The organism is Tardiphaga sp. 866_E4_N1_4 (assembly GCF_052076075.1).
Taxonomy (GTDB): domain Bacteria; phylum Pseudomonadota; class Alphaproteobacteria; order Rhizobiales; family Xanthobacteraceae; genus Tardiphaga; species Tardiphaga robiniae.
The window spans coordinates 6157452-6179006 of sequence record NZ_CP197242.1 but is presented as its reverse complement, the minus strand read 5'-3'; the positions used below and the strand labels follow the sequence as shown (position 1 = coordinate 6179006).

General features: G+C 61.6%; 16 protein-coding genes and 1 pseudogene. 10 read left to right on the top strand and 7 right to left on the bottom strand.

Going from position 1 to position 21555, the window contains the following annotated elements; genetic code table 11:
- Window positions 1-5: 5 nt before the first annotated feature.
- From treS to treY, 5 genes are read left to right on the top strand one after another with little or no spacing between them, the layout of a single operon-like run.
- Window positions 6-3305 carry a maltose alpha-D-glucosyltransferase gene (treS, locus tag AB8B20_RS29660; RefSeq protein ID WP_439070719.1) on the top strand — a complete coding sequence of 1100 codons (3300 nt, stop codon included), beginning with the start codon at window positions 6-8 and terminating at the stop codon, window positions 3303-3305.
- Window positions 3302-5443 carry a 1,4-alpha-glucan branching protein GlgB gene (gene glgB, locus AB8B20_RS29655; RefSeq protein ID WP_439070718.1) on the top strand — a complete coding sequence of 714 codons (2142 nt, stop codon included), beginning with the start codon at window positions 3302-3304 and terminating at the stop codon, window positions 5441-5443. Before treS ends, glgB begins: the two co-directional genes overlap by 4 nt.
- A gap of 3 nt (window positions 5444-5446) precedes the next feature.
- Window positions 5447-7525: a glycogen debranching protein GlgX gene (glgX, locus tag AB8B20_RS29650; RefSeq protein WP_439070717.1), complete on the top strand. Its 2079-nt coding sequence runs from the start codon at window positions 5447-5449 to the stop codon at window positions 7523-7525.
- A complete protein-coding gene (gene treZ / locus AB8B20_RS29645) occupies window positions 7522-9288 on the top strand; it encodes a malto-oligosyltrehalose trehalohydrolase (protein WP_439070716.1) in 1767 nt (588 codons plus the stop codon). The genes glgX and treZ overlap by 4 nt, the downstream gene beginning before the upstream one ends.
- Window positions 9288-12080 carry a malto-oligosyltrehalose synthase gene (gene treY, locus AB8B20_RS29640; protein ID WP_439070715.1) on the top strand — a complete coding sequence of 931 codons (2793 nt, stop codon included), beginning with the start codon at window positions 9288-9290 and terminating at the stop codon, window positions 12078-12080. The genes treZ and treY overlap by 1 nt, the downstream gene beginning before the upstream one ends.
- Before the next feature lie 230 nt (window positions 12081-12310).
- Here the strand turns inward: treY and AB8B20_RS29635 are convergent, their stop codons facing one another.
- Window positions 12311-12622: a polyhydroxyalkanoic acid system family protein gene (locus AB8B20_RS29635; RefSeq protein WP_231077666.1), complete on the bottom strand. Its 312-nt coding sequence runs from the start codon at window positions 12620-12622 to the stop codon at window positions 12311-12313.
- A 155-nt stretch (window positions 12623-12777) separates the two neighbouring features.
- Here AB8B20_RS29635 and AB8B20_RS29630 point away from each other — a divergent pair, with 155 nt between their 5' ends.
- Complete coding sequence (locus AB8B20_RS29630) at window positions 12778-12942, top strand: DUF3309 family protein (RefSeq protein ID WP_081422059.1); 165 nt, start codon at window positions 12778-12780, stop codon at window positions 12940-12942.
- A 107-nt stretch (window positions 12943-13049) separates the two neighbouring features.
- On the opposite strand, the gene ligD is transcribed toward AB8B20_RS29630, so the two are convergent.
- Entirely contained in the window at window positions 13050-15773 is a 2724-nt protein-coding gene (gene ligD, locus AB8B20_RS29625; protein ID WP_439070714.1) for a DNA ligase D, read from the bottom strand.
- A 143-nt stretch (window positions 15774-15916) separates the two neighbouring features.
- Here ligD and AB8B20_RS29620 point away from each other — a divergent pair, with 143 nt between their 5' ends.
- Window positions 15917-16804 (top strand): non-homologous end joining protein Ku, encoded by an 888-nt coding sequence (locus AB8B20_RS29620; protein ID WP_439070713.1) that lies wholly within the window; start codon window positions 15917-15919, stop codon window positions 16802-16804.
- A gap of 19 nt (window positions 16805-16823) precedes the next feature.
- A complete protein-coding gene (locus AB8B20_RS29615) occupies window positions 16824-17060 on the top strand; it encodes a hypothetical protein (protein WP_439070712.1) in 237 nt (78 codons plus the stop codon).
- 149 nt (window positions 17061-17209) lie between these two features.
- On the opposite strand, the pseudogene AB8B20_RS29610 reads toward AB8B20_RS29615, so the two are convergent.
- Window positions 17210-17464: pseudogene (locus AB8B20_RS29610) on the bottom strand (DUF6496 domain-containing protein); the annotation flags it as partial.
- A 184-nt stretch (window positions 17465-17648) separates the two neighbouring features.
- On the opposite strand from AB8B20_RS29610, the gene AB8B20_RS29605 reads away from it, so the two are divergent.
- Both AB8B20_RS29605 and dapA read left to right on the top strand, forming a co-directional pair.
- Complete coding sequence (locus AB8B20_RS29605; protein WP_439070711.1) at window positions 17649-17918, top strand: hypothetical protein; 270 nt, start codon at window positions 17649-17651, stop codon at window positions 17916-17918.
- 10 nt (window positions 17919-17928) lie between these two features.
- A complete protein-coding gene (gene dapA, locus AB8B20_RS29600; protein WP_439070710.1) occupies window positions 17929-18903 on the top strand; it encodes a 4-hydroxy-tetrahydrodipicolinate synthase in 975 nt (324 codons plus the stop codon).
- Here the strand turns inward: dapA and AB8B20_RS29595 are convergent.
- The 4 genes from AB8B20_RS29595 to AB8B20_RS29580 all read right to left on the bottom strand — a co-directional run bounded on the left by AB8B20_RS29595 (window position 18900) and on the right by AB8B20_RS29580 (window position 21550).
- Window positions 18900-19088, bottom strand: coding sequence for a hypothetical protein (locus AB8B20_RS29595; RefSeq protein WP_439070709.1), 189 nt, complete (start codon window positions 19086-19088; stop codon window positions 18900-18902). The two genes, dapA and AB8B20_RS29595, sit on opposite strands and share 4 nt — an antisense overlap.
- Entirely contained in the window at window positions 19085-19381 is a 297-nt protein-coding gene (locus AB8B20_RS29590; RefSeq protein WP_439070708.1) for a hypothetical protein, read from the bottom strand. Before AB8B20_RS29590 ends, AB8B20_RS29595 begins: the two co-directional genes overlap by 4 nt.
- 159 nt (window positions 19382-19540) lie before the next feature.
- Window positions 19541-19804, bottom strand: a complete 264-nt coding sequence (locus AB8B20_RS29585; protein WP_439070707.1) for a hypothetical protein — start codon at window positions 19802-19804, stop codon at window positions 19541-19543.
- A gap of 87 nt (window positions 19805-19891) precedes the next feature.
- Window positions 19892-21550 carry an OFA family MFS transporter gene (locus AB8B20_RS29580; RefSeq protein ID WP_175367285.1) on the bottom strand — a complete coding sequence of 553 codons (1659 nt, stop codon included), beginning with the start codon at window positions 21548-21550 and terminating at the stop codon, window positions 19892-19894.
- Between the last annotated feature and the right edge of the window lie 5 nt (window positions 21551-21555).

Here is a 21555-nt window from a genome sequence, read left to right as displayed (position 1 = left end):
TTGACATGAACGTAATGACCGATATCGACGTTAAAGCGAAACAGCGCGCCGAGGAGATCGACAAGCTCTGGTACAAGGACGCCATCATCTATCAGCTGCATGTGAAGACCTTCGCTGACAGCAACCATGACGGCATCGGCGACTTTATCGGCCTGACCGAGAAGCTGGATTACCTGCAGGATCTCGGCGTCACCACCATCTGGCTAATGCCGTTCTATCCGTCGCCAGGCCGCGACGACGGCTACGACATCGCCGACTATGGTTCGATCCATCCCGACTTCGGCACGATGAAGGATTTCAAGCGCTTCATCCATGAAGCCAAGCGCCGTGGCCTGCGCGTCATTACCGAACTCGTCATCAATCACACATCGGACCAGCATGACTGGTTCAAGCGCGCCCGCCGCAGCCCGGCCGGCTCCAGTGCGCGCAACTGGTATGTCTGGAGCGACACCGACCAGAAATATCAGAGCACCCGGATCATCTTCACCGATACCGAAAAGTCGAACTGGACCTGGGACCCGGAGGCCAAGGCCTATTACTGGCACCGCTTCTTCTCGCATCAGCCGGATTTGAATTTCGACAATCCGCGCGTCGTCTCTGCCGTGGTGCAGGTGATGAAACGCTGGCTGGATGCCGGCGTCGATGGCTTCCGTCTGGACGCGATCCCCTATCTTGTCGAGCGCGACGGCACCAATAACGAGAACCTGCCGGAAACGCACAAGGTCATCAAACATCTGCGTGCCGAGCTCGATGCCTATGCGCCGGGCAAGCTGCTGCTCGCCGAGGCCAATCAATGGCCGGAGGACGTGCAGGAATATTTCGGCAACAGCGACGAATGCCACATGGCGTATCACTTCCCGCTGATGCCGCGCATCTATATGGCGCTGGCGCAGGAAGACCGCTTCCCGATTACCGATATCATGCGACAGACGCCGGACATTCCCGGCGACTGCCAGTGGGCGATGTTCCTGCGCAATCACGACGAGCTGACGCTGGAAATGGTCACGGACGTCGAACGCGACTATCTGTGGTCGACCTATGCGAACGATCCGCGCGCGCGCATCAATGTCGGCATTCGCCGTCGCCTGGCGCCCTTGATGGACAACGATCGCCGCAAGATTGAGCTGCTGGATTCATTGTTGCTGTCGTTTCCCGGCACACCGATCATCTATTACGGCGATGAGATCGGCATGGGCGACAATATCTATCTCGGCGACCGCAACGGCGTGCGCACACCGATGCAATGGGCGCCGGACCGCAATGGCGGCTTCTCGCGCGCCGATCCCGCGCGGCTCTATGCACCGCCGATCATGGATCCGATCTACGGCTACGAGTCCGTGAACGTGGAGGCGCAGTCGCGCAGCCTGTCGTCACTGCTGTCGGCGACCAAGCGGCTCATTGCTGTCAGGAAATCGACGCTGGCTTTCGGCCGCGGCACCATGACCTTCATCCGCCCCGACAACCGCTCCGTTCTCGCTTATGTGCGCCAACTCGGCGACGAAGCGATTCTTTGCGTCGCCAACCTGTCGCGCGCCGCGCAGGCCACCGAACTCGATCTTTCGCCGTGGAAGGAACGCGTGCCGCTGGAAATGCTCGGCCGCACCAAATTCCCGCCGATCGGCGATCTGCCTTACATGATCACGCTGGCGCCTTACGGCTTCTACTGGTTCCAGCTGCAGTTGCGCGATGTCTCCGAGCATTCGCAGCCGCCGGTGGTACCGGAATTCGAAACGCTGGTGGTGCCGCTCGGCTCGACCTGGATGACGCTCGCCCGTACGCGCGGTGTGTTCGAGCGCGACGTGCTGCCCTCCTTCCTGGCGCGCAGCCGCTGGTATCCGGAGCGACAGCCAAAGGCGATCCAGCCCGTGCTCACCGGTGCGATCCCGTTCTGCGAGATCGGCGACAATCGTCCATGGCTGGTGTTCTTCGAAACCACGCAGCGCAATGTGGCGACGCGCTATCTGCTGCCCATGCAGATCGAGTGGACCCGCTTCGACCGTGAACGCTACAATCCGAAAGCCTTTGCCGCTGTCCGCCAGGGCGCACGCGAAGGCACCCTGCTCGATGTCGCCACCGACCACATCTTCATTGCGCTGCTGCTGCACAATTTGCGCATTTCACTGACCGTCGAAGAAGAGGGCAACCGTCTGGAATTCCGGCCGACGACCAAGCTCGCCGAAAAGCCGGCTGCGCCGCTGGAGAACATCCGTGCGGTCGAAACCGAACAGTCCAACAGCACTGCATTGGTCGACAACGACTATGTCGTGAAGATCTATCGCAAGCTGCAGGCCGGCATCAATCCGGAGATCGAGGTCAGCCGTTTCCTGACGGATATCGCCGGTTTCACCAATACGCCGGCTTTGCTTGGCAGTGTCGAACTGGTCGAGGGCGATCAACGCACCGCCGTCGCCATCGTGCATGCCTTCGTGCAGAATCAGGGCGATGCCTGGACCGTGACATCGGCCTATCTCGACCGTTTCGCCGATGAGCAGCGTCTGCTGGCGGTGGATGACCACGCCCCGCACAGTGAAGAGCAGGTGCCGTATCTGCTCTATATGTCGCAGACCGGCCGCCGCGTCGCCGAGATGCAGATGGCACTGGCCAGCCGCGACGATATCCCGGATTTCAAGCCGGAGCCGACGTCGCCTGACGATATCAGGCTCTGGATCAACGAAATCGTCACGCGTGCGGAGCCGGTATTTAGTGCGCTCGCCCAGCGTCGCAATGCTGCAAAGGATTTGGATCGCGCACTGATCGATCAGGTGCTGGAACTGCGCCACGGCTTGCGGGGGTGGCTGACCGAGCTGCTGCCGGAGAATATCGACGGACTGAAGATCCGCCATCACGGAGATTTCCATCTCGGCCAGATGCTGATCGTCAAGGATGATATCTTCATCATCGACTTCGAGGGTGAACCGCGCAGGTCGATCGATGAGCGCCGCCGCAAGGCGCCTGCTGCACGTGATATCGCCGGGCTCATTCGCTCGATCGATTATTCGGCAACGGCAGCGCTGGAACGCGCGCTCAAGGTAACTTCGGACGACACCGGCAAGCTGGCTGCGGCACTGGACGCCTGGCGGGAACGTGCCACCACGGCTTTCGTTGACGCCTATCGCGAGACCATGACCGATGCGCGGCTGTGGCCGGCAGACGCGGGAGCCACCAAGGAAATGCTGAACTTCTTCCTTCTGGAAAAGGCGCTTTATGAAATCGAATACGAACTTGCGCATCGGCCAGATTGGCTGCGCGTGCCACTGACTGGCATTCTGCGCATTCTGAACCAGTATTCTGAGGAAGCCGTATGACCAATTTGCCCGCCGAGGCTTACGCAATCGTCGAAGGCCGCCACTCCGATCCATTTCACTATCTCGGCCCCCACAAGGAAGCCGACAAGACGGTCGTGCGCGCTTTCCTGCCGGAAGCCGTGAAGGTCGATGCCATCGACGATCACGGGGCGACGACGGCATTAGAACGCGTCCATGACGCCGGCCTGTTTGTCGGCGCACTGGCCAATGGCTCGACCAAGTATCAACTGCGGGCGCGCTATGGCGACAGATCCGTCGATCTTGACGACCCTTATCGCTTTCCGCCGATCCTGACCGAATTCGATCTCTATCTGCTCGGCGAAGGCACCCATCAGCGGCTCTATGACAAGCTCGGCGCCCATCCGATGGTGCTCGAAGGCGTGAGCGGCGTCGGCTTCGTCGTGCTTGCACCCAATGCAAAGCGCGTCAGCGTGGTCGGTGATTTCAATTTCTGGGATGCGCGGCGTCATCCCATGCGCGTGCGCGGTGCCGGCTACTGGGAGCTGTTCATCCCGGGCGCGATGCCCGGCGATCACTACAAGTTCGACATCATCGGCCCGCACGGCCAGTTGACGCAAAAATCCGACCCGATGGCCTTCGCCGCCGAACTGCGGCCCTCCACAGCGTCCATCGTGCTCGACGAAACCAGGATCCCGCATCCGCGCCCTGCGCCGGATCACATCAATGCGCTGAACAAGCCGATGTCGATCTATGAGGTGCATCTGGGCTCGTGGCGCCGCAAGGGTGACAATGAGTGGCTGACCTATCGCGATCTCGCCGAGACACTGCCGCGCTATGCCCGCGATCTTGGTTTTACCCATGTGGAATTCCTGCCCGTCAACGAACATCCGTTTGACGGTTCATGGGGCTATCAGCCGACCGGCATGTTTGCGCCGACCAGCCGCTTCGGAACGCCGGCAGAATTCGCATTGCTGATCGACGCTTGCCACGCCGAAGGGCTCGGCGTGCTGCTCGACTGGGTGCCCGGGCACTTCCCGGATGATCCGCATGGCCTCGGCAATTTCGACGGCACGGCCCTTTATGAACATGCCAACCCGCTGCAGGGCCGGCACATGGACTGGGGCACGCTGATCTACAATTACGGCCGCACCGAAGTCGTGAACTTCCTCGTCTCCAACGCGCTGTTCTGGCTCGAGCGTTACAATGTGGATGGGCTGCGCGTCGATGCCGTCGCCTCGATGCTGTATCTCGATTACAGCCGCGAAGCCGGCGCCTGGATTCCGAACAAATATGGCGGTCGCGAGAATATCGAGGCCGTCAGTTTCCTGCGCCGTTTCAACACCGAAGTATTTGCGAAATTCCCGAATGCGACCACGGCAGCGGAGGAATCCACTGCTTGGCCGCAGGTCTCAGGCCCCGTCGAATTCGGCGGGCTCGGATTCGGCTACAAGTGGAACATGGGCTGGATGCATGACACGCTGAATTACATCAGCAAGGATCCGATCTATCGCAAGTACCAACACAACGACATTCTGTTCGGACTTCAATACGCCTTCTCGGAAAATTTCGTGTTGCCGCTCTCCCATGACGAAGTGGTGCACGGCAAGCGATCCATTTTGGGCCGCATGCCGGGCGACGACTGGCAGCGGTTCGCCAATCTGCGCGCGTATTACGCTTTCATGTTCGGACATCCCGGCAAGAAGCTGATGTTCATGGGCTGCGAATTCGCCCAGGAGCGCGAATGGAATCACGACACGTCGCTGGACTGGCACCTGCTGGAGCAGGACAAGCATGCCGGCATCCACTCGCTGATCCGCGATCTCAACGAGCTGTATCGCAACCAGCCGGCACTGCATGAACTCGATTGCGATCCGGCCGGCTTCGAATGGATGATCACCGACGATGCCGGCAACAACGTCTTCGCCTGGCTGCGCAAGGGCGCCAACCCGCGCACGCAGTGCCTCGTGGTCGTGAACTTCTCGCCCAACGTCTATCACGATTACCGCGTCCGCGTGCCGTTCACCGGCACCTGGCGCGAGGTGTTGAATTCCGACGCCGCGCATTATGGCGGCAGCAATGTCGGCAATTCGGGCGAAGTCATTGCCAAGGGGCTTGTCCCCGAACTCAGTCTAACCCTTCCACCGCTGGCCGCACTCTTTCTCGTACCGGAATTCTAGAGCATGAGACTATCCGCCGGCATGCCCTCCCGCCTCGGCGCAAGCTGGGACGGACGGGGGACCAACTTTGCCTTGTTCTCTGCGAACGCCACCAAGGTCGAACTGTGTCTGTTTGACAGCCAGGGGCGGCGCGAGCTCGAGCGCATCGAACTGCCGGAGTATAACGAGCACGTCTTTCACGGCTATCTCAATGATGTCTCGCCGGGCCAGCTCTATGGCTATCGCGTGCACGGGCCTTATGAACCGGAGCATGGACATCGCTTCAATGCGCACAAGCTGCTGCTCGACCCCTATGCCAAGAAACTGGCCGGGCGCCTGGTCTGGAGCGATGCACATTTCGGCTATCGCACCGGCTCGTCGCGCGAGGACCTCTCTTTCGACCGCCGCGACAATGCGCGCGGCATGCCGAAGGCCGTGGTGGTCGACGAGACCTTCAACTGGGGCCGCAAGGAAGCGCGTCCCAGCGTACCCTGGGAAGACACCATCATTTATGAGGCCCATGTCAAAGGCCTGACGCAGACGCGCAAGGACGTGCCGCCAGGGCTGCGCGGCACCTATCGCGGCCTGTCGTCGCCGTCGATGATCGAGCATCTCAAACGGCTTGGCGTTACCACCATCGAGCTGCTGCCGGTGCACAGCTTCGTCGATGACCGGCGTCTAGTCGAGATGAAGCTGGTGAATTACTGGGGTTACAATACCCTCTCCTTCTTCGCCCCGGAAGCGCGCTACGGCACCGACAATCCGCTCGATGCTTTCCGCACCACCGTGGCGCGGTTGCATGACGCGGGCATCGAGGTGATGCTCGACGTGGTCTATAACCACACCGCCGAAGGCAATCATCTCGGCCCGACGCTGAGTTATCGCGGCATCGACAACGCCTCCTATTACTGGCTGATGCCGGACAATCCACGATTCTATGATGACTTCACGGGCTGCGGCAGCTCGATGAACCTTACGCATCCGCGTGTGTTGCAGATGGTGATGGATTCATTGCGCTACTGGGTTGAGGTGTGTCACGTGGATGGCTTTCGTTTCGACCTTGCAACCACGCTGGCGCGCGGGCCGAATGGCTTCGATCGCAATAGCGGTTTCCTCACCGCCATCCGGCAGGACCCTGTCCTCGCGAACGTCAAGATGGTCGCCGAGCCCTGGGACCTCGGCATGGGCGGCTATCAGGTCGGCGCGTTTCCGTCGCAGTGGTCGGAATGGAACGACAAATATCGCAGCGCCATGCGCCGCTACTGGAGCGGCGAGGGTTCGCTGATCGGCGAAGTCTCCAGCCGCATGACCGGCTCGTCAGACGTGTTCAATCATGACGGCCGCAAGCAGCGCGCCGGGATCAACCACGTCACCGTGCATGACGGTTTCCCGCTGGCCGATCTGTTTGCCTATAACGAGAAGCACAACGAGGCCAATGGCGAGGACAATCGCGACGGCTCCAGCGACAACCTGAGCAACAATTTCGGCGTCGAGGGCCCGACCGACGATCCCGAGCTGCTGGCGCTCCGCAGGCAGCTGCGCAAGAACCAGCTCGCCTGTCTGTTCCTCGCGCAGGGCGTGCCGCTGCTGCTGGCCGGCGACGAGGTCGGTAATACCCAGGGCGGCAACAACAATGCCTATTGTCAGGACAACGAGATCGGCTGGGTCGGCTGGGACAATCTCGGTGATAAGGACGACGATCTCACCGACTTCATCGGCCATATGGCGCAACTGCGGCAGCGCTTTCCGCAGATCACCACGCAACGCTGGCTCGACGGTCGCCGCGCCGATGGCAGCTATGGGGTGCTGTGGCTGACGCCCTCGGCCGACGAGATGACCGAGACGGACTGGGCGTTTCCAGACGGGCGTTTCCTGTCCTACGTGCTTAGCGCTTCCGGCGACAACGCCAATCCGATTTTCATCGTGCTGAACGCGGCGCCCGAGGGCATTCCTTTCAAGCTGCCGAAGATGCTGGAATACAAGAACTGGCGGCAGGTACTGAACACCGCCGACGAAAAACTCTCCATCGCTATCCTGCCCCCCGGCAGCGACATTGATGCGCCACCGCGCTCGGTGCTTGCCTTTGCGGGGACGCCAGCATGAGCGCTCATTCGTTCGGACCACGGCTCACTGAGAAAGGCGCGATCTTCCGCCTCTGGGCGCCGGCTGCGCAACGCGTCGACGTGGTGCTTGGCGATCAGACACATCCGCTGAAGCCCGGCGGTGACGGCTGGTTCGCCGCCGAGATTTCCGATGTGAAAGCCGGCGCCACCTATCGCTTCAGGATCGACGGCAAGACCGACGTGCCCGACCCCGGCTCACGCTTTCAGCCGAACGATATCGCCGGCCCTTCCGAAGTGATCAACCACAAGGCCTATCCGTGGCGCGCGACCGACTGGCGCGCGCGGCCGTGGGAAGAGACCGTGCTGATTGAAACCCATGTCGGTACCTTTACGCCGCAGGGCACCTATCGCGCGATGATCGACAAGCTCGATCACCTTGTGGCGACGGGGATCACCGCGCTCGAATTGATGCCGCTGGCCGATTTCGCCGGCAAGCGCAACTGGGGCTATGACGGTGTGCTGTGGTATGCGCCGGATGCGATGTTCGGCCGCCCGGACGATCTGAAGGCGCTGATCGACGAGGCGCATCTGCGTGGGCTGACGGTGTTTCTGGACGTCGTCTATAACCACTTCGGCCCGGAAGGGAATTATCTCGGCCTCTATGCGCCGTCTTTCTTCGGCGATGCGCATACGCCGTGGGGCTCGGCGATCAACTATCACCTGCCGGAGGTGCGGGCCTACGCGATCGAGAATGCCGTGGCGTGGCTGCGCGACTATCGCTTCGATGGGCTGCGGCTCGATGCCGTTCATGCGATCCCCGAACAGGGCGAGATCCCGATGCTGCACGAGCTGAGCCGCGAGGTCGGCAAGCTAGCCGCCGACACCGGCCGGCTGATCCATCTGGTGCTCGAGAACGACGACAACCGCGCCACTCTGCTCGATCCCGCCACCAACCCGCCGCGCGGCAAATATCGCGCGCAGTGGAACGACGACTATCACCATGCCTGGCACGTGCTGCTTACCGGCGAGGACAAGGGCTATTACAGCGACTACGCACCGAAGCCGCTCGATCATATCGTACGAGCGCTGGGCTCGGGCTTCGCCTATCAGGGCCAGTCGTCGGCGCATCGCGACGGCGCACCGCGCGGCGAACCATCAGGCGAGCTCGCACCGGCGGCCTTCGTGAATTTCCTGCAGAACCACGACCAGATCGGCAATCGCGCGCTTGGCGATCGGCTGGAGACCTTGGCCAAGCCCAAGCCCATCGAAGCTGCACTGGCCATTACATTGCTGGCGCCGATGGTACCGATGCTGTTTCAGGGCGAGGAATGGGGCTCGAAGGTGCCATTCCCGTTTTTCTGCGATTTCGAAGGCAATCTCGCCAATGCCGTACGCAATGGCCGCAAGAAGGAATTCGCCAGCGCCTACGAAAAATATGGCGACGAGATTCCCGATCCGCTGGACGAGAGCTCGTTCCGCTCGGCCTTCGTCGATTGGGACAATCGCGAAACGACCACGGGCAAGACGCGGCTGACGCTGGTTCGCGAGCTGCTCGCATTGCGCAAGCAGCACATCGTGCCGCGCCTCGCTGGCGCACGGTTCGGCCAGGCTGAGGCGAGCGACGACGGTTTGCTCACGGCCTTCTGGACAATGGGTGACGGCAGCAGGCTGCATCTCACGGCCAATCTTTCCGACAAGGCCGTCAACGCAGCACCGCCGAGCACAGGTACAACAATTTGGGGCAACACTACCACCGGCGTGGGGACGCCGTGGTCCGTCGTTTGGCGGATCGGAGATAGATAATGGCTCCTGCGATTCCCGTCGCGACCTACCGTATTCAACTCACCAAGGATTTCGATTTCGATGCCACCGCGGGCATCGTCCCCTATCTGAAGGCGCTTGGCATCACCCATCTCTATGCCTCACCCTTCATGAAATCGCGCGCCGGCTCGACCCATGGCTATGACATTGTCGATCACACCAAGCTCAATCCGGAGCTGGGCGGCGAAGAAGGTTTCGAGCGCCTGAGTGCCGCGCTGAAGGCCAACGATATCGGCCTGATCCTCGACTTTGTGCCCAATCATGTGGGCGTGCATTTCGCAGACAATCCGTGGTGGCTCGACGTGCTGGAATGGGGACAGGCCTCGCCGCACGCCGTCTCCTTCGACATCGACTGGGACACCCTGCCCTATCGCGCACGCGGCGGCCTGCTGCTACCGATCATCGGTAGCTCTTATGGCCAGGCACTGGACAACGGCGAGATCGAGCTGAAATACGACGCCGAGGAAGGCAACTTCTCGGCCTGGTATTTCGAACATAGGCTGCCGATCGCGCCGGAGCGCTACAGCGAGATGCTGCGCACCATCGTCAAGGAAGCCGACGCCGGCAACACGCCAGCCGGCCGGGCAATCCTGACACTCGCGGCCAAACACAAGGGCCTCCGCCATCCCAACCGGCGGGAAGCGCCGGCTTTCAAGCAGCAGCTGGTGTCGATCGATGGCGCTGCCGAGGTTATCACGCGCGGCCTCGACGCCTATCGCGCCGGGCCGGATCGGCCCGCCCAGATTCAGGCCATGCACATGCTGCTGGAGCGCCAGCACTACAAGCTCGGTCAGTGGCGCCTGGCATCGAGCGAAATCAACTATCGCCGCTTCTTCGACGTCAATACGCTGGCTGGTCTGCGTATCGAGGACGCCGATACGTTCGAGGCAATCCATTCGCTGGTCAAACGGCTGATTACCGAAGACAAGCTGCAGGGGTTGCGGCTGGACCATATCGACGGTCTTCACGATCCCTCGCAATATTTCCAACGGCTGCGCCGGCTGATCCGCGAGGCGCATGGCAACAGCACCAAACCATTCTATGTCGTGGTCGAGAAGATTCTCGGCGAGCACGAGAAGCTGGTGCCCTTCGCCGGCGTGCATGGCACCACCGGCTATGAATGGCTCAATGTGATCACACAGGTGCTGGTCGAAGAAAAAGGCCTGGAACCACTGGGCGAAACCTGGCGACAGGTGAGCAACGTCTCGCCGAAATTCGAACCACAACTGGTGGAAGCCAAGCGCCGCGTGCTCGATACGCTGCTGCTCAGCGAATTCACCGTGCTGACGCGTCTGCTGGCACGGATCGCCAACGGGCATTATTCGACGCGCGACTTCTCCGCCGACACGCTGCGTCAGGCTTTCGAACTCTACGTGCTGCATTTTCCAGTCTATCGCACCTATCTCTCCACCGCCGGTCCATCTGCCCTCGACCGACAACTGATCGCCACGACCATCGAGAAAGCTCGCGCCGACTGGTTCGGCGCCGATGAAGGCTTGTTCGACTTCTTGCGCGACGCTCTGACGCTGGACCTGCTGAAACCCGGCCGCCCCGCGCATAGCAAGCCGCGGGTGCGACGCTTTGCATTGAAGGTGCAGCAGTTCACCGGGCCGACGATGGCGAAGTCGCTCGAAGACACCGCCTTTTATCGCTATCATCGCCTGCTGGCGTTCAACGAAGTTGGCGGCGAGCCGGCAGCGGAAGCGATACCTGTCGCCACGTTCCACGAGATAATGATTACACGCGCGCTCGAGCGGCCGCATGGCATGACTTCGACCGCTACCCACGATACCAAGCGCGGCGAGGATGCCCGCGCGCGTTTGCTGGCGCTGGCCGAAATGCCCGGTGAATGGGCCAGTGCTGTCAGCCGCTGGAAGTTGCTGAACGCGCCGCATCTGGTTGTTGACGGCGAGATGCGCGCGCCCTCCGCAGCGTTCGAGTATATGTTGTATCAGGCGCTTATCGGCGCTTGGCCGCTCGGCGGACAGGACAATTCCTTCCTCGAGCGGATGCAGGCCTATGCGCTGAAGGCGGCGCGCGAGGGCAAGCAGGAAACGAGCTGGCTCAACCCCAACGACACCTATGAGAAGGGTCTGCGCACGTTTCTGGAGCGCATTCTCGACCCGGCCCAGTCGCCGGAATTTCTTGCAGCGCTTGAGACCTTTGCCAAACGCACATCGCTGATCGGCGCGTTGAATTCACTCAGCCAGATCACGCTGAAGGCGACCATTCCCGGCATGCCGGACTTCTATCAGGGCACCGAATTCTGGGATTTCTCGCTGGTCGATCCCGATAACCGCCGCCCGGTGGATTTCGCCGAACGCGCGAAAGTGCTGAAGGCACTGCAGCAACCGGATTGGGCGGCACTGGCGCAGCACTGGGATGATGGCCACATCAAGCTCGCCTGGACGCGCGAGCTTTTGAAACGCCGCACCGAGATGGCAGCCGTCTTCACCGATGGCGATTACGAACCACTTGAAGTGACCGGACCTCATGCCGCGCACATCATCGCCTTTGCTCGGCGGCATCAGCGCGACGCGGCAATCGTCGTGATCCCACGTGCTTTTTCCGAAGCGACACAAGGCGGGCGGCATTGGCCGGAGGCGACGGCCTTCGACGCGACGGTGATCGCGCCCGGCTACCTCGTTGAAGGTTCTGCGCAGAAGAACGGCGCGATCCAGCTCGCCGTTGCCAAGCTCTTCAGGCAGATTCCGATGGCGATCGTGAAGGCACATGCCGCGCCGAAACGCATTCGTTCGACGCGTTTGCGATAGCACACACGACAAGGCCGCCCGGGATCGATGGCCGGACGGCCTGGCGGATGTCGTGCCGACTCGAGAAAGGTCGGTTCCCTTCCTCCGCGTGCTCAAAGCTTTTCATCAAATTGTTTGCGAGTGGTTTACGATCAAACTCGTGTGCGCCGCACTATCGCACGGCATTTTTATGCTGCAGAGCGGCAGGCACGGAAGATGCGTGAGATTTTCTGCACGCCGCAATCGCCGCTTCAACTCTTTTTCGTGAGCAGCAGATTTCCGCGCGATTTGATCGCTGCCTGCGCCACCTCGGCGAAGCGCTGCAGGAGCCAGGGCAGCACCACTTCGACGGTGACATGATCCTCGGCAACATCGACATGACCGGACGCCGCCTGCCCCATGGCACGGACGCGGAAGATCATCCGGTCGCCGTCCCAGCGCTCCTCGTCAACTTTCAACATTGGTACATTAGTTGTTGCCCGTGTCAGTCCTGTCTTGAGCCGGCGCGCAGCTTCCTCGCGGCCGAGGCTGTGCGGAATGGAAACGACGAGCGGTGCAGACATCTCATGATCCTTTGTTAGCTCACACGGATGTAAGCGCGATTTCGCCCGACGGTAGTCGTAATCAAAGTTTCACTCATGGAACCTTGGGGATGCCTGCGCGTTTTTATCGCATGAAGGCAGCAGGCTTGTCCGTCTGCCAGGCTGAGGAGAAATCCATGTCCATTGGTACTATCATTCTGATCATTCTGATTATCGCCTTGCTTGGTGGTTTCAGCGGTATCGGCGGCGGTCCATTCTACGGCACCGGCTATTACGGCGGCGGTGGCCTCGGCCTCATCGTGGTAATTCTGCTGATCCTCCTGCTGCTTGGTAAGCTGTAAGAGCGGATATTGATTTCAAGGCGCGCGATCCGGAAGGATCGCGCGCTTTTCCATGTGCGTACGCTCTCACCGTCATCACCCGCGAAAGCGAGTAATGACGGTAAGAGTCATTTCAGTTTCCCGATCGCCGACTTGATCGACGACGCAGCATCCTCGTAACCCGCCCACGCCTTGCTCTTCGCCATTAGCGACGGGACGCTGCGCACAGTGAAATTCTTCGGACCCAGATCTTTGCGCAGCTGCGGCCATGTCAGCGGCATCGACACCGTGGCCCCCTTTCGCGCCCGCGGCGACAGCACCGAGACCGCGGTCGACATCCGGTCGTTGCGCAGATAGTCGAGGAAAATCTTTCCACCACGCAGCTTCTTCGACATGTTGAGGAGGTAGCGCTCGGGGTCGTCACTGGCCATCTGCTGGCACACGGCCTGCGCAAAACTCTTGGCCGTTTTCCAGTCGACCTTGTCCTTCGCGCCGTGCAGCAGTGGTGCCACCACATGCAGGCCCTTGCCGCCGGTCGTCTTGCAGAAACTCTCCATGCCGAGGCTCGAGAGCCGTTCGCGCATCTCGCGTGCCGCATCCATGACGGCAATGAACTCCACATCAGGCGCCGGGTCGAGATCGAACACCAGACGCCCCGGTGTATCCGGCGCATCCGGCGCGCAATTCCACGGATGCAGTTCGAGCCCGCCGATCTGCGCGACAGCCGCAAGACCTTCGACGCGATCGATCTGCAGGTAAGGCTTGCGGTCACCGGAGACTTTCACGAGTTCGAGCAGGTTGGATGTCCCCGACATTGCGTGGCGCTGGAAGAACTGCTGTCCGTCGATGCCGTCGGGCGCGCGCACGATCGAACACGGGCGGCCCTTGAGATAGTCCATCATCCAATCGCCGATGGCCTCGAAATACACCGCGAGATCGCGTTTGGTAACCGACTCGCCATCGCCGGCATCCGGCCACAGCTCCTTGTCGGGTTTGGAGATCGATACGCCCATGACAACGGCATTGCCTGCCGCAGCTTTTGCGGGCGCGGCTTTTCTTGCGGAGCTTTTGGCAGTCTTCTTCGCGCTGCGCTTCGGCGTCGGCTCGACAAGTTCGGTCCTCTTGGGAGTCTCGGCCTCGACCTCATCGGCCGGCTTGTCGTGCCGCAGCCCCTTGAATGACGCCTGACGCACCATGCCCGCGCCGGTGAAGCCTGCGAATTCGATCTCGGCCACCAGTTCGGCCTTGAGCCAGTGCACGTCCCGGCCACCCGGCGGCGTCTCCTTGCCGCCGAACGGGCTGGTCTTCGCCGCCGCTTTCTTCAATGCCGGCATGATGCGCGTGACCTTGTCCTGGCCGAAGCCGGTGCCGACGATGCCGACATAGGCCAGATGATCGCCTCCGTTGACGCCGACCATCAGCGACCGGAACTTGCCGGCATTACTCTTCCATCCGCCGATCACGACCTCATGACCGGCCCGGCATTTGGCCTTGGTCCAGTGTTGCGAGCGGCCGGACATATAGGGCTCCGACAGCTTCTTGGAGACGATGCCTTCCAGTGACAGTTTGCAGGCCGACTGCAGAATGGCGTCACCACCAGTCTCGAAATGATCGACATAGCGGATCAGGCTTTCCTTGCGACGGCCGCGGGCTTTGTCGAGTAGCGCCTTCAATCGCTCCTTGCGCTCGCCAAGCGGCAGCTTCCGCAGGTCTTCGCCATCAGCAAACAGCAGGTCGAACACGAAGAAGATCAGCGTATCGGTCTCGTCATCCGACAGCGCCGCCTGCAGCGCCGCGAAATCCGGCGCGCCATGAGCGTCAAGGCCGACAATCTCGCCATCGATGATCGCATCCGGCAGGCCGGTGGCTTCCTTGGCGGTGGCCTGAAACTTGTCGGTCCAGTCGAGCCCCTTGCGTGTCTTCAGCGTGGCCTCTCCGTCTTCGACGCGGAGCTGCACCCGATAGCCGTCGAACTTGATCTCATGCGCCCAGCCATCCGCGGAGGGTGGCCGCTCCACGATGGTGCAAAGTTGAGGCGCGACGAAGCTAGGCATCTTTGCGACCTTGACCGGCTTCGCCGATGGTTTGGCCGCCTTCCTTGTCACGGCTTTTTTGCCTGCAGCTTTCTCGGTCCTCGCCTCCCCTACATCAGCCTCGTTCTTGCCGCCCTTCTTCGCACGCGCATCAGCAGCACTGCCCTCGCTGGAATCCCACACCGCGTCCGGCTTGATCTTCGCCGTCTTCGCGATCATGAAGGGCTTCGGCGCCTTCCCTTTTCCTGAGGCGATGGCGCTCATGGTCCGGCCGGACGCCACTGACTTGTCATCGTCGAGGATGGTGTTGGCCTTGCCCTCCTTCGCGAAGTCGTCGCGATGCTTGATCAGCAGCCAGTTGGTGCGCTTGCCGCCATTGCGGTCATGCTTCATGCGCACCAGAACGAAGCCGCCATGCAGCTTCTCGCCGTCCAGCGTGAATTTCAGGTCGCCCTTCTTGAAGCCCTTGTCCGGATCGTCGCTCTCCCAATAGCCACGGTCCCACAGTTGCACGGTGCCGCCGCCGTATTGTCCCCGGGGAATCGTGCCTTCGAAATCGCCGTAATCCAGCGGATGGTCCTCGACCTCGACAGCGAGGCGCTTGTCGGCGGGGTCCATCGACGGCCCGCGCGTGACGGCCCAGGACTTGAACACCCCGTCCATCTCCAGCCGCAGATCGTAATGAAGCCGCGTGGCATCGTGTTTCTGGATCACGAAGCGGCGGCGCTTCGCCGGCGCGACCACGATCTGGCCGGCGGGCTCCTTGGTGAGCGCGAAATCGCGTTTCCGGCGGTAGATCTGAAGCTGCTTGTCGGCCACACCGTCCCCCACTCACCGCATTGGGCGCATGATCCGGCCCGGAACCAAAACCGGCAACTGCCGTTGAAGTTCCTGGAAATCCACGCCAGCGCAATACTTTGCGGTCTGCGCGCTTCATTTGTAGATCGAGTTGGAGGACGAGTATGGCCCCGCCCCGCGCCTACTGGAAAGGCTCTCTCAAGCTGTCGCTCGTCACCTGCCCGGTGGTGCTGTATCCGGCCGCGACCTCGGTCGAGAAAACCAAATTCCACATGATCAACCGCGAGACCGGAAACCGGCTAAAACAGCAGATGGTGGATGCCGAGACTGGCGACGTCGTGGAGAAGGAGCAGAAGGGCCGCGGCTACGAGATCAGCAAGGGCGAATATGTCGAGATCGAGAAGGAAGAGCTCGAGGCCGTGCAGATCGAGAGCAACCACACCATCGACATCGACAACTTCGTGCCGCGCGACGAGATCGACAGGCGCTATCTGAACAATCCCTATTACATCGCGCCCGACGGCAAGGCCGGTGCCGATGCGTTCGCTGTGATCCGCGATGCCATGAAGGACAAGGACCGCGTAGCGCTGGCGCGCATCGTGCTCACCAATCGCGAGCACATCATCGCCATCGAGCCGCTCGGCAAGGGGCTGCTCGGGACTACGCTGCGCTTCCCCTATGAGGTGCGCGACGAGGAGGACTATTTCGACGATATCAAGAGCCCGAAGATCTCCAAGGACATGATCGACCTTGCGGTGCATATCCTCGACAGCAAGGCGTCGCATTTCGATCCCAGCAAGTTCAAGGATGAATATGAGACCGCGCTGAAGACGCTGGTGAAGCGCAAGGCTGCGGGCAAGCCGGTGAAGGTCGTCGAGCAGGAGGAGAAGCCGGACAACGTCATCAACCTGATGGATGCGCTGAAGGCGAGCCTCAAGGGTGGCAAGGGCAAGTCGACCAAACGCGCTTCGTCGTCACGACCACATGTAGCACGCAAGCGTCCGGCCAAGAAGGCCGCGCGGTCATCGGCGCGGCACCGCAAGGCAAGCTGAGCGCATGAAGATTTTGGGAATGATCATAGGCATCGCGTTGATGCCAACCATGGCAGCGCAGGCGCAGCAGCTACAGACACGGGAATGCAACGCCTCGAATATCGCCTTCGTCGCCGAAGCCATCGCCAAGATGGCCGATGGCAAGCAAAAGAAGACCGCTTCCGACGAGATCGGCCTGGCCAGCGAAGCAATGGCGGAGGGCAAGGACGATGAATGTAAGGACCACCTGCTGAAGGCGACGCTACAGACCAAGTGAGGCGATGACGCTTCGGTCGAAACTGTCATGGCCGGGCCCGGCCATCTACGTCCCTTCTCTCCCCAAGACGTGGATGCCCGGGACAAGCCCGAGCATGACGAAGATTGGTTCATATGCGTCGATCAAGGTACATCGGCGCAGCCTCAGGCCTTCGTCGACTTCCGGGATTTTTTGGCCGCTTTCTTTTTCCCCGCCGTCTTCTTGCTGGCTTTCTTCACCGTCTTTTTCTTCGGCGCCTTCGGCACCTTCTTGCCCTCGGCGCGAGCTTCCGACAAGCCGATGGCGATCGCTTGTTTGCGGCTGGTCACCTTCTTTTTCGAACGACCACTTCTCAGCGTGCCGGCCTTCGCCTTCTTCACCGCTCGCGCGACCTTCGCTGCCGCCTTCTTGGAATATTTCGCCATTCCATGCTCCCGTTGTGATGGAAACGATCAATCGTCATCATCGGTGATGGTTCCGCGTGGGTGATGTGCGAACGGACGCACTTATGAAATCCCTATAACGCGGCACTGCCGCTCATCTCGTTTTCAAACGGGCGGCCGATCATCTTGCAGCCATTCGCTCAAGCGAATGAACTGGAGACTGCAAGTGATCACCATCGAACCTCCCTCGTGTAGCTCATCCCTCGTTTTCATCGGCAAGAACGGCCGCGGCCAGTGGGTCGCGCAGGAGCAGAACGGCCTATTCGGCGGATTGTTTGTCAGCCGCGCGAATGCCGTGCGTTATGCACTGTTCGAGAACGGTCATCGCCCCGAAGCTATCATCGAGGCGGCGGGCCTCATCGAACTCGATATGAACGCCCTGCCTTTCACGCCAGCAACCTCCGTCGAACGGTTACAACAACGGCGCGTCGCCTGAGCTTCCCGCCATGTCCACAGTTGCTCTTCGGGCTCATGCCCTCCCGCAAGCTCATGCCTCCCATCACGCCAACGACTGGCTGCACGGCATCATCGCCGACGTGCCGACGCCGTTCGACGCGCATGGCGCGCTCGATCTCCTCACTTTCGCGCGGTTGTGCGAGCGTCAGGTCTATGCCGGCGCCAGTGCCATCGTGGTCGGCGCGACCGCCGGCGAAGCCGACACACTCACCTCGAAGGAGCGCGCCACGCTGATCCGGACTGCCGCCGGCGTCGCCCGCGGGCGCATCCACGTCATTGCCGGCGCGGGATCGAACTGCACCAGCCGCGCCATTGAATCAACGCGGCTGGCAAGGGCTGCCGGCGCCGATGCCGTCATCTCGGTCGTGCCGTATTACAACCACCCGACGGCAGATGGCATCGCAGCGCATTTCCGTGCGATCCTGGAGGCGACATTGCTGCCGGTCATTGTGCATGACGCACCATCGCGTTGTGCTCGCGCGCTGACCGACGACACGCTCATCGGCCTCGCCGCCTCGCCACGATTGATAGGCCTGCGCGACGACACCGGCGACGCCGGACGGCTCGCGCGATTGCGGCCGCTGCTGCCGGCGGGTTTCCGGATGCTGACGGGACAGGACACCGCAGCCCTGCCTTATCTGCTGCTCGGCGGCGACGGCGTTGTCTCCGCGATGGCCAATGTGGCGCCGCAGCTCTGCCGCGGCATGTATTACGCGGCCCGCCAGGGATGCCCGCGCTATGCGACGACCATCTCCGACATGCTGGCGCCGCTCGCAGCAGCTCTGCCGCCGGACCAGGTTACATCGGCGGTGAAATATGCATTGACCTTGCGGGGCCTGGGGAGTGCCGCCGTGCGCCTGCCGCTGATCGAGCTTACAGATGCCGAGCAGCAGCAGGTACACACCGCGATGGACGCGATCTGGGCACAGCCCGACGACGCGCCGCCCCTGCGCCGCGCCCGCTAGGATTGGGGGGGCGCGCGCTCGTTCTTCTCGCGACATTTCGGGCCGGGTCCGCGCATATAATGCGCAGCCGGCCGATAGACAGCAGGTCCAATGACAAAACGCCATAGCCGGGCGAGAACGCCCGGCATGATGGTCGCATAGGAGGGGATACGTGCGAACAGCGCTGCAGAACGGTCTTCCCTCATGGCACGCTCCGGCGATCCGGAAGCACCGGCGTATCGGCGGCGCGCACACGGACGCGCGCCAGCTCACGCCGCGCGCGGCGCATCTTGTCGGCCACCAGGGCCATGTGGATGGCGGCGAAGAAGCCCTTGACGTGGTTACGCGTCAGCCTGATGGCTACGCAAAGCCGTTTCCATTGGATATCGCCCGAGTGATGGACGATCGCCGGCTGATTGCGGCTGATGAGGTAGCTGCGATAGGCGCTGTCGGCCGAGAAATCGTGCAGCTGCGTATCGCGATTGTAGAACATCGTCATGGTCGTTGTCCGTCTTCTCAAATCCCTGGCGCATGAGCGCGTCGGGATGGTGAGAAGATGCGGACATCGCCATATGAAATCGAGACGGGCAGCCGCGCCTGTTCATAGGCGCGGCATAAAGATCAGGAGGCTGGAACTGCCGGAAAGACCAGCGCTCGCTCAGCTCTTGGCCATGCAGTCTTCGATGTAGAACCAGCGATCGTCGCCGGCGAGACCCTTGACCTTGACGTCCTTGCGGCAGGCCTTGAGCTTGCCCTTGTTGGCGCTCCACTTCGCCTTCATGTCCTTCAGACTCTGCTTGTTCAGCTTCATCTTGGCGGGCGCAGCAGGGGTTGCCGGCGTCGCAGGCGTCTGTGCCGAAGCAACGCCCATTGAAGTCACAACGAACAGTGCGGCCACGAGGCCCGTAGTGATGCGTGTCATCGTTATCCCCGAATGTGCTTGTTTTGAAGATTGTTCGTCAGATGTGAAACGGGACCGGAAGCTTTCGCTGCCGGTCCCGCGCGGATTTTACTGGAAGATGCGCGCGGCGCTCTGCAGCGTCAGCCAGACGCCCCAGCACAGCGGGACACCGACGAAAGCCCAGAAGGCAATGGCTGCGCCATCGAAACCGCCCTTGCCGATGCCATAGGAGCCTCCGCCGGCCGACGCCGCCTCGGCGCCCTTGGCCTGCAACTTCGCTACTTCTTCCGGCTTCATAAACCAGTGCGGCGCCAGTGGCTTCACCAGCATGTTGCAGATCAGTCCCAGCACCAGCATGCCGGCGAGGATGTACATCGTGAAGTCATAGACCTGCGCCCGCGGCACGCCGGCGGCGATCTGGAATTCACGGATGTAGTTCACCACCACCGGACCGACGATGCCCGCAGTCGCCCAGGCCGTCAGCAACCGGCCGTGGATCGCACCCACGAACTGAGTGCCGAAGATATCGGCGAGATAGGCCGGGATGGTCGCGAAGCCGCCGCCATACATCGAGAGGATGATGCCGAAGGCCAGCACGAACAGAACCTTGCTGCCCATCGCCGCGAAGGTCGGCACCAGTGCGTAGAGCACGATGCCGAGAATAAAGAACGTGTAGTAGGTGTTCTTGCGGCCGAGCTTGTCCGACAAAGACGCCCAGAAGAAGCGGCCGCCGATGTTGAAAAGCGAGATCAGACCCGCGAAGCCGGCGGCGATGCCGGCGATCGCCGTTTTCTGTGCAGCCGAGAGCTGGCTGAAGGAGAGGTCAGGCGCACCGATCAGCTTGCCCGCAAAGATTTCCTGCAGCATCGGCGAGGCCATGCCGATGACGCCGATGCCCGCCGACACGTTCAGGCAGAGCACGCCCCAGATCAGCCAGAACTGCTTGGTCTTGTGCGCATTGTCGAGATGCACGTGGCCGGTCGTGATCATCGCATTCGCCGTAGCCGGCGGGGTCCAGCCTTCCGGCTTCCAGTTCGGTGGCGTGATGCGATAGGAGAACGCGCCAATGGTCATGAACACAAAATAGATCACGCCCATGGCGAGGAAGGTCTGCCAGACGCCGACATCGGTCGGGGTCTTGAAATAATTCATCAAGAGGTTAGCCAGCGGCGAGCCGATCATCGCACCGCCGCCGAAGCCCATGATGGCCATGCCTGTGGCCATGCCGCGACGATCCGGAAACCACTTCACCAGCGTCGAGACCGGCGAGATGTAGCCGAGACCGAGACCAACGCCGCCGATCACGCCGGAGCCGATCCACAGCAGCCAGAGCTGATGCGTGTAGACGCCGATCGAACCGAGCACGAGGCCGCCGCACCAGCACATCGCTGACACGAAGCCCGCCTTGCGCGGCCCGACGCGCTCGAGCCAGCCGCCCCAGATGGCGGCGGAGACTCCGAGCAGCACGAAGAACAGCGTGTACATCCAGCCGAGGCTGGCGACCTTCCAATTACAGGTGGTGGTGAACAGCTCGGTGGCGAGGCTCATGCCCTCGCACACTTCCTTCGAGGCAGGTGTCGTGATTGCTTGCGACAGCGGCAGCCAGAACACGCTGAAGCCGTAGGCCATGCCGATACAGAGATGAATACAGAGTGCAGCAGGTGGAACCAGCCACCGGTTGAAGCCGGCGGTCGCAATGATGCGTTCGCGTTCCAGCAATCCTGGCTTGGTGCCAGACAGTGTTCCGGCGTTGCCCACACTTGTCATGAAAG

What these genes read in the sequence shown, in the direction of transcription:
- treS (WP_439070719.1), top strand. Translation starts at nt 6, where the DNA reads ATGAACGTAATGACCGATATCGACGTTAAAGCGAAACAGCGCGCCGAG.
- glgB (WP_439070718.1), top strand. Translation starts at nt 3,302, where the DNA reads ATGACCAATTTGCCCGCCGAGGCTTACGCAATCGTCGAAGGCCGCCAC.
- glgX (WP_439070717.1), top strand. Translation starts at nt 5,447, where the DNA reads ATGAGACTATCCGCCGGCATGCCCTCCCGCCTCGGCGCAAGCTGGGAC.
- treZ (WP_439070716.1), top strand. Translation starts at nt 7,522, where the DNA reads ATGAGCGCTCATTCGTTCGGACCACGGCTCACTGAGAAAGGCGCGATC.
- treY (WP_439070715.1), top strand. Translation starts at nt 9,288, where the DNA reads ATGGCTCCTGCGATTCCCGTCGCGACCTACCGTATTCAACTCACCAAG.
- AB8B20_RS29635 (WP_231077666.1), bottom strand. Translation starts at nt 12,622, where the DNA reads ATGTCTGCACCGCTCGTCGTTTCCATTCCGCACAGCCTCGGCCGCGAG.
- AB8B20_RS29630 (WP_081422059.1), top strand. Translation starts at nt 12,778, where the DNA reads ATGTCCATTGGTACTATCATTCTGATCATTCTGATTATCGCCTTGCTT.
- AB8B20_RS29620 (WP_439070713.1), top strand. Translation starts at nt 15,917, where the DNA reads ATGGCCCCGCCCCGCGCCTACTGGAAAGGCTCTCTCAAGCTGTCGCTC.
- AB8B20_RS29615 (WP_439070712.1), top strand. Translation starts at nt 16,824, where the DNA reads ATGATCATAGGCATCGCGTTGATGCCAACCATGGCAGCGCAGGCGCAG.
- dapA (WP_439070710.1), top strand. Translation starts at nt 17,929, where the DNA reads ATGTCCACAGTTGCTCTTCGGGCTCATGCCCTCCCGCAAGCTCATGCC.
- AB8B20_RS29595 (WP_439070709.1), bottom strand. Translation starts at nt 19,088, where the DNA reads ATGAGGGAAGACCGTTCTGCAGCGCTGTTCGCACGTATCCCCTCCTAT.
- AB8B20_RS29590 (WP_439070708.1), bottom strand. Translation starts at nt 19,381, where the DNA reads ATGACGATGTTCTACAATCGCGATACGCAGCTGCACGATTTCTCGGCC.
- AB8B20_RS29585 (WP_439070707.1), bottom strand. Translation starts at nt 19,804, where the DNA reads ATGACACGCATCACTACGGGCCTCGTGGCCGCACTGTTCGTTGTGACT.
- AB8B20_RS29580 (WP_175367285.1), bottom strand. Translation starts at nt 21,550, where the DNA reads ATGACAAGTGTGGGCAACGCCGGAACACTGTCTGGCACCAAGCCAGGA.